This is a genomic window from Parageobacillus caldoxylosilyticus NBRC 107762 (genome assembly GCF_000632715.1).
Classification (GTDB): domain Bacteria; phylum Bacillota; class Bacilli; order Bacillales; family Anoxybacillaceae; genus Saccharococcus; species Saccharococcus caldoxylosilyticus.
The window spans coordinates 1-8,445 of the sequence record NZ_BAWO01000091.1 but is presented as its reverse complement, the minus strand read 5'-3'; the positions used below and the strand labels follow the sequence as shown (position 1 = coordinate 8,445).

The window sequence follows — 8,445 nt, the reverse complement described above, 5'->3', positions numbered from 1 at the left end:
CCACCACTTTACGTTTTCGCTTCATCCACTGTTTCCATGCGTCCGATTGGCGAATTCGCTGATTTTTTCGAACGGGCGTCCAAAAAGCGACTCGGTGCTCTTCGTACAGCTTCTTTTGCAGCTTTTGGCTGATATACCCTTTGTCACCGAGGTTATACGGATGTGGAATTTGCGTCATGACGGTTTCAGCGGCCACCCGGTCGTGACAAGACGCTTCGGTGACGACATATCCCATCGGAAGCCCTTGGTCGGTGACCTGCAGGTGAAGTTTCAACCCATAGAAAGTGATCCTTTTGGAAGCACAATAGCCAATATCGGCAATTCCACGGAATCGTTTGACGCGATGCATTCGAGCTGAATGACACAGCTCGATCGGCAAGCTGTCCACGACCGCATACGCATGGTGTTGCCCGCGCTTGGCCAGCTGGTGCCGAATCCACTTGATCGCAAAGCTAAGCGCTCGGCAGCGACGGTTGTACCGAGAACGCTCAGGGAACAAGGCCTTGGGAAACAAATTCCCGATCACAAACCGGTGCCAAGCCCGTTCGGAAGTGAAGCCCAACAACTTTCCAAGGACATGGATGGTGATGATGACTTCGTCTTCCTGTTTCAACAAATGACGATTTCGACGTTGAAGAGGAATCTGGATACTCGATAGTTGAGCCGATACAAAAAGCAAAATCGATGCATATTGTTTTTGAAGTTTGACACGATCTGTTGTAAAATGAAAGTGCTCTTGCATGTGAATTCTCCTTTTAAATGTTTGGTCGCACTTTCATTTAAAGGAGATCCTCATGCAAGGGCTATTTTTTATGCTTGTCTGATTTTATCTAGCACCACGGGTCTTTTTTTATGTTTGGATTTACACGAGAACCGTTCATTAGCACTCCACGTATACGATGATCTCGCTTAGCAAATGTTATGATTAAATCCAACATTTCTTGTTCTGTTCTCATTTTCACATATATCACCCCTTCCTTCGATACGAACGGTCTCCATATTTTCTTTTTAGCATTCCTATCCCCCAAAGTTAAGAAGTAATATCTTAATTATACCATCCAGAGATTATATTTTTTATTGAACTAAACTGCCCCGTTAGCCACCCATGCATCGCTTCGTCGGCACCACTGATGATGGAAGTTAATTTATTCTTCCATGGGAGCTTCAGAAGAAAAGAGCTGCTGCAGCAACCCCAATGGAATCGTTTATTCATAAAAAGGTTGATTATGTTGCAGTTATGCCTTTTGCAACAGATTCAACAATTCTTGTTCTGAAACGGGATGATAAAGAGCATGATCCGCATTAGTCATTACCGCCCAGTATCTGTCACCGTATGACCAGTGCCACCATTCCGTGAAGTAGTTAACAAAACCAACAGACTGAAGAGCGTGTGCGAGGATCTGGCGATTTTGCATTGCTTGTGTACTGATGTTTGTCGCATCAAAAAAAGTTGCGTTGTCCGTTTCTTGCGGTATGGCATCATATGGTGTGCCAAGATCCAATTCGATACCATTGGCGTCAATCAGGGTTAAGTCTACTGCACCACCTGTTGGATGAGGAGCTACATCAGGAGGTGCTACGTATTTGGATGCCTCAGCCATTAAATGATCTAAATCTCTATTTGAAGAATTTTCCTTTACCCGTTGTAATGCCCGCTCAAAGGCTCGCTGTTGAATATGTAAAGGCCTGTATCCTTCCTTAATGAAAAAACGAATACCTTTTGGAAGTAATTTTTTAGCTAAGGAAAGTTTATTAGCTACGGAAAGGCGGACAAAAGAAAAGTAACGACTCCTGTTAGAAAGAGATGGATCTACAACGATATCTGGATCAAAATTAACAAGGTCAACAAATGGTTCTTGAGAAGGATGTACATTCATTGTGAAAACTAATGGATCACTCATTAAGATTTTTCTTAATTCTTTCATAAAACTATCCCCTTCTTGTAATGGTTTAGCCACCTACAAAAAACTCCGGATTTCTCCGTTCCATCTCTCCGCAAACAATTCTAAGTCTTTAATATGACCGACAACATTTTCTATTGTATATGATTCAACCTATATTTTCTAGGAATATTTTGAAAATTCTATTGTTGAACTATACTGTCTCGCTGGCTACCCATGAAGTGAGCTTCACCATAGAGGCTTATAGGAACCCAAAAAATTCGTCTGAAGCTCTTCCTCTATCACCTTCATCACCTATCCAAATAAACTTTATAAGCCTTTGCCTTTGGCCTAGAACTAACATCTTATTACTTCCTTTCTAAAAAGAACTATTTTCCACACCGATAATTTCTACAATTCAAATCAAATCCTTTTTCAACTACCCTTCCCCATTAGCCACCCATGTCGCATTTCACAGCACCACAGATGATGAAAGAAATTTTATTCTTCCATGGGGGACAACCATGCCGCATAATTGCGGCACCACCAGAAGGATGAAAATATTCATTTTCAGGATAGCTTAATAAAAAACTACTGACTAGAACTACAGAAGCTGTTTCATTTTTTAGAAAAAGACAATAACACAGAAAGGCATTGTATAATCATCTATTTAAATTGCTGGCCACTACGGATATGCGCAGATTTGAAATCGTTGAACTAAACTCTGGAACAAAAGGAAAAAAGGAGCGGTTACTCCCCTCCCTCCCATGGTCATTCCTTTACTTTTATGATTTGCATTAATGAATGGGTATTTTGAGAAAATCAAAAGTGGAAAAGTTATTTTGATCAATTAAAAATAGCTGTTCATTTTCATGATCAATGCTAATAGAAGAATGTTTGTAAAATTTTTATGGGAAGAATGAGTTTCATAGTTAGTTATTGGGTCTCAGAGGGATTCGACCACCACCTAACCACCTAAAAAATTACATAATTTTCACAAATTATAAATTAATAATTACTTGCTTCAATATCACTCATTTGTTTCTTGTTAATATCCATATTTTTAGTAAAAATGCTAACAACTAAAGTTACTACAGTATTTATTAATAATGCGATTGCTCCTGTGCTGATATCATTAATTACATGGGGCACATTTGGAAAGAAAGTTGCGATCTTTACATTAAAAATCGTCGCATATAAAACTATAAACACCCCCGCAACAATTCCTGTAATGGCGCCGTACTTATTGATAAGATTATTTTTTGGAAAGCTAAAAAACAATGCTGGTGCTAATTGAGAAATAAGACTATATGACATGATGTTTAGTATGGCTAGTGCTTCTCCACCTGTTATGGTAAAGATTAAAGCGACAGAAGAAATTCCAATTAAAAATAATTTCGATGCAATTAATTGCTGTTTTTCCGTAGCTTTTGGAACAATGGCATTGTAAAAACTTTTTGTTAAACCAACAGATGCAGACATTAGCATAACAGAAGCCGGCACCAAAGCAGTCAGTAAACCAGCGGCTCCGACTATACCAATTACCCATGGATCAAAAGTTTCAATCGCTAATCTTAAAAGAGAGAGATCTCCTTCGGCTCCTTGCAAACCTGGAATCTGTACAACAGCCGTAAAGCCTATGAAAAAGACAAAAAGCAATAATAAAGTGTATAAAGGTAAAGTAATAGCATTTTTACGGAGTGTTTTTTCTCCATTTGCGGATAAAACGACGGAGAAAGAATGAGGTAATAAATAAAAACCTACAGCATTTAAAAGAACCGTTGAGATAAACCAAGATATACTTAGCCCTTGATTTGACAATGTCAGCATCTCAGGTTTAACAGACTGAACTGACTCAAACATTGGCTGAATTCCGCCAAAGTAGTGGATAGGAATATATATTCCCAAAAATACAACAACTACTAAAATCATAATATCTTTAATTACAGCAGTCCACGCTGAACCATGGATACCAGAGATTATTACATAAGTAGTTACAGCTATTGCGCCTATAAAACTTGCGACAACTGGTGAAATGGCTCCATAAGAAGCTTCTGAAACAATTATTCCTAATCCTTTAATTTGTATAACTATATAAGGTACAAGGGCCATACTTCCCAAAATAGCCACTATAATCCCCATTGAACGGCTGTTGTATTTAGATGCAAAATAGTCAGGTTGCGAGATAACACTGTGTTCCTTAGCATATTTCCAAATTTTAGGGACAAGCCAATAAGATAGCACATATGCCAAACATATATATGTGGGAACATAATAAACTGCAGCTCCTTTTGAGTAGGCCCACCCACTTCCACCTAGAAACGTAAACGTTGTATAAACCTCACCTGCGACTAACAAAAAAACGAACAAGGTTCCAAAGCCTCTGCCACCAACAGCAAATTGCTGCATATTCATATCTTTTCCTTTTCTTGCGTTTATTCCTAAATAAAGAGCTAGGATTAAGAACATAAAAATAATAATTAAGGATATATTCATTCTGGATCACTCCCTTTATTATCGGGATCAAATCTATACACAATCGTTAAAATAACCGAAGAAAGTACCATCCAAAATACAATCCAAAACAAAAGAAAAGGCATTCCTAACACATATGGCTCTATTTTATTCGCAAAGGACAAGAAACCTAACAATCCTATAAAAGGTACCCAGAGCAAAATTTTAATATATTTCAAAATATCCCTCCCCTCTAGCCAAGATGTTTTTTATGATTTAAAATTTTTTTTGCATTGCAAGAACGGTTTCTAATATTACATTTACTCCCTTTTCACAATCTTCCCAAGTGGTAAGTTCATCTTCACTATGGCTCTTTCCATTGATGCTTGGAACAAAAACCATGGCAGTTGGTATATAGCTAGCTATGAATTGAGCGTCATGACCCGCGCCACTAACCATTCTTTTATAGGAATAGCCTAATTTTTTTGTAGATTGTTCTAACAGATCGCAGATTTGCTTATTAAACCAAACCGTATCCCGATCCCATAATTTTTTTGTTTTGATTTCACATCCTTCTTTGAAAGATGATTGTGCAAGTCCTTGGATAATTTCCTCCACTTGCTTGATAACCGCTGGATTTTTATGTCTAGCTTCGAGTGAAAAGACAACTTTATTTGGAATAACCGTGTGTATATTAGGGAATACGTTCATTCTTCCAATGGTATACACCAATTCATGATCAAGCGCACTCATTTTTTGCCTTACTTCAGTTATTAAGTTGTTTGCTGCAAAGAGAGCATCTTTTCTCATGTCCATAGGAGTAGTTCCTGCATGGTCAGATTCCCCAGTTACTTCAATCTCATAGCACACCATTCCAACTACACATTCAACGATACCAATAGAACATGATTCTCGTTCAAGAATTGGACCTTGTTCAATGTGCAACTCTAAAAAAGCAGTAGCTTCTTTCAAACGTGCCTCTTCTTTACCTGCATAACCAATAGAATTTAATGCTTCTTCAAAAGTGATACCATCAGCATCTGTTTTTTGTAGCATGATAGATTTTTCGAATTTACCTGAAAGAACCCCAGATCCCATCAATGAAGGTTCAAATCTAGCACCTTCTTCATTTGTAAAATTAACAATCATGATTGGGATTAGTGGTTTGATATTATTTTCTAATAATGTTCTTACCACTTCTAAACCAGCAACCACTCCTAAGACTCCATCAAACCGTCCGCCATTTTTTACAGTATCTAAATGTGAACCGATCACTATTGGCGGCTTGTTTTCAAGCCCTTCTAGAGTAGCATAAATATTACCCATATCATCGATCTTTATGGACATACCTAATTCTTCGCAACAAGAACAAAAATAATCTCGAGCTAACCTATCCTCTTCAGACAATGATAAACGAGTTACCCCATTGTTTTCTGTACGTCCAAAATTTGCAAATTGTTCAAGCGTATTTTTTAGCCTTTCCCCATTAATTAACAATTTTTGTTGTTCCATCATTTACACTCCTTCTTCAAATAATTTAGTAATCCTATAATATATTTGTGACTTTCGTATCGTTTAACTAACCGGGTAATCTGTTTACCGAATTTTCAGAACAAACTTTTTGCAAAATTTACCGTGGAGAACCAGTTGATAAGAAATTTTACTTGAACTTTACCTTGAAATAACCATACACAAGTTACATCATTTCAACCCCATTTCCCTCTTTTCAAATTTCCTCTTTGATAGAGAATCTCACCATCAATCATTGTTGCTTCTACTTTCAAATCCTTAATTTTATCTGGATTAACACGCAAAACACTATCACTCAAAACAACTAAATCCGCTAACTTTCCGACTTCTATACTTCCTTTTATCTCTTCTTCAAAACTTGCATAAGCGCCATTCCATGTATAAAGTTTAATCGCTTCCATTACACTAATGGATTGATTAGTTCCAATCTCCATTCCAGATTGGCTTTTTCTATTAACTGCGGTATGAATTCCTAATAAAGGATTATAATCAGTAATCGGTGAGTCTGAACCACCTGCTACCATGATACCCTTATCCATAAAGTCCCGAATAGCGTACATATAATTGACACGATCACCATAATTGTGAATATATATCTCACCAAATTCATATGGAAACGGAGGATTTGGAATAGGGATAAGTTCAAGTTTTTTTATTCTTTCTTGTAAATCAGGTGTTGAAATGCCTGCATGTTCGATCCGATGTCGATGGTTTTTCCTTGGAAATTCCTCCAACGCTTTTTCCACACAATTTAAATACATTTCAATGGCTCTATCTCCTTGGGCGTGCACAGTGATTTGATATCCTTTTTTATGTGCCTCGCCTAGGACTCGATAGATTTCTTCCTCACTATAATAAAGAATGCCTGAATTGTTAGGATCACTTGAATAAGGGTCGCGAGTTGCAATGGTTGGACCTGTGCTACTTCCATCTATAAACAATTTAGCCGGTCCGATTTTGAACTTTTCATCCCCAGTACCGGTTATTACTCCAGCTTTGATCATTTTGTCAACAAATTCATGGGAATTATTTAACGAAGAAATCATAGCATATATACGAACACGGATATCCTTGTTTTTTACAGCTTTTTGTAGCAAACGGTAACTATCAGGGCCAAATGCACCTGCTTCATGAATACTTGTAATGCCTGCTGCAATGAAGTGGTCTGATGCTATTTTCACTGCCTTCATAAGTTCGCTCTCTGTATAACTCGCTATTTCGTTCATTTTCATATTTGCTGCTTCAATTAATCTTCCTGTCAACCTTCCTGCCTGATCTTTTTCAATCACCCCTCCCTTAGGGTCTGGTGTATTCTCGTCAATTTTCGCCATCTCCAGCGCCTTGCTGTTTACCACACTGATATGTCCACAAGTGCGAGATACGATAATTGGATGATCTGTTGAAATTGCGTCTAGCTCAGCAATCGTTGGATAACGTTTTTCCTTTACCGCGGTTTCGTTAAATCCCCAAGCTCGTATCCATTCACCTTTGGGAGTTTCCAGTGCTTTTTTCTTCAGAGCATCTAACACAGCTGCAACAGAGTCGATATGAGGAGCTTTACAGCTTACCCCTAACTGAAAAACACCATATAAAATCAGGTGAATATGAGAATCAATAAATCCAGGAAGAAGTGTTTTTCCTTCCAAATCGATAACTTCTGTTTCTTCCCCAATAAAACATTTAATTTCCTGGTTTGAACCAACACCTACGATACGGTTACCTTTTACAGCTACAGATTCGACTATTGAATTCTTTTTGTCTACTGTAATAACTTCTCCGTTTATAAATACAATGTCTGCTTTCATAAACACATCCCTTTCAAAAATTAATCTTTAAAAACGCCGGTATTTAAAGGTATATCCGAACAGTAGGTAACGGAAAAAGTGCTAAAAAATAAATAACTTGAAAACTATTTATTTTATGCAACACGTGTCAGCTGATGATCTCTACCAAAAAGATGTCAATAAAGCCGCATCAGCTGCTAAAGAAACGTTTAAAACATGGAAGAAAGTGCTGTTACCACAATGCATTTAGTATCGCTAATTCTGTGGATTATTCTAATACTACATTGTATCAATGATGTAAATCGCTTTCATTAAACAAAAAGTAAAATATTTCTAAATTATCATCTTACATTAAGTATAAAATAGCGTTGCAAAACTAAGGTAAAAATTCGAATTTATGCATAAAGATGCAATATAACACATGCAGTAAGAAGGGCTTTCCTGCAGACGATAAAAATCGTCTTCCTTTGATGTTAAAAGTAATGGTGCGATCTAAGAAATCAGCAAGCTTTTAATGCTCATTTATTAGTCTCCGAACCCAATGATTCTATACTGCTTACAAGGTGTTCGTAACATGACCGCGAGTGCATACAAAAAGCTTGCAGTGTAATGCCCATTGCAAGCTCTTACTAATTTTCTTTCTGCTTCATTTCACGGATAAGATTTTGGAATTTTGAATGGTTGCTAAAGGGATATTTTGTTCATATAACCTAAGAGGCTCTAATACCTATAACGTATTATGTGCAAGAAAAGTTATTTAGCTACATAATATTTTAATTAAAAAAGGAGCATTCCTG

At 37.3% G+C, this 8,445-nt stretch carries 6 protein-coding genes and 1 pseudogene; all 7 read right to left on the bottom strand.

Annotation, left to right across the window (positions count from 1 at the left end):
- The coding region (locus GCA01S_RS18195; protein ID WP_042412176.1) for an IS982 family transposase at positions 1-742 on the bottom strand (742 nt) is incomplete at its 3' end.
- Between the two features lie 100 nt (positions 743-842).
- Positions 843-956: pseudogene (locus GCA01S_RS19735) on the bottom strand (aminoglycoside 6-adenylyltransferase); the annotation flags it as partial.
- A 279-nt stretch (positions 957-1,235) separates the two neighbouring features.
- Positions 1,236-1,958 (bottom strand): M15 family metallopeptidase, encoded by a 723-nt coding sequence (locus GCA01S_RS18190; protein WP_255212311.1) that lies wholly within the window; start codon positions 1,956-1,958, stop codon positions 1,236-1,238.
- A gap of 930 nt (positions 1,959-2,888) precedes the next feature.
- Entirely contained in the window at positions 2,889-4,376 is a 1,488-nt protein-coding gene (locus GCA01S_RS18185) for a sodium:solute symporter family protein (protein ID WP_017435368.1), read from the bottom strand.
- The gene (locus GCA01S_RS18180; RefSeq protein ID WP_042412172.1) at positions 4,373-4,573 is read right to left on the bottom strand and encodes a DUF3311 domain-containing protein; all 201 of its coding nucleotides are present in this window, start codon (positions 4,571-4,573) and stop codon (positions 4,373-4,375) included. Before GCA01S_RS18180 ends, GCA01S_RS18185 begins: the two co-directional genes overlap by 4 nt.
- 37 nt (positions 4,574-4,610) lie before the next feature.
- Positions 4,611-5,846 carry a Zn-dependent hydrolase gene (locus GCA01S_RS18175; RefSeq protein ID WP_042412170.1) on the bottom strand — a complete coding sequence of 412 codons (1,236 nt, stop codon included), beginning with the start codon at positions 5,844-5,846 and terminating at the stop codon, positions 4,611-4,613.
- 194 nt (positions 5,847-6,040) lie between these two features.
- Positions 6,041-7,669 (bottom strand): amidohydrolase, encoded by a 1,629-nt coding sequence (locus tag GCA01S_RS18170; RefSeq protein ID WP_042412168.1) that lies wholly within the window; start codon positions 7,667-7,669, stop codon positions 6,041-6,043.
- Positions 7,670-8,445: the final 776 nt, after the last annotated feature.

Coding starts and splice junctions, on each gene's coding strand:
- GCA01S_RS18175 (WP_042412170.1), bottom strand. CDS start 5,846: ATGGAACAACAAAAATTGTTAATTAATGGGGAAAGGCTAAAAAATACG.
- GCA01S_RS18185 (WP_017435368.1), bottom strand. CDS start 4,376: ATGAATATATCCTTAATTATTATTTTTATGTTCTTAATCCTAGCTCTT.
- GCA01S_RS18170 (WP_042412168.1), bottom strand. CDS start 7,669: ATGAAAGCAGACATTGTATTTATAAACGGAGAAGTTATTACAGTAGAC.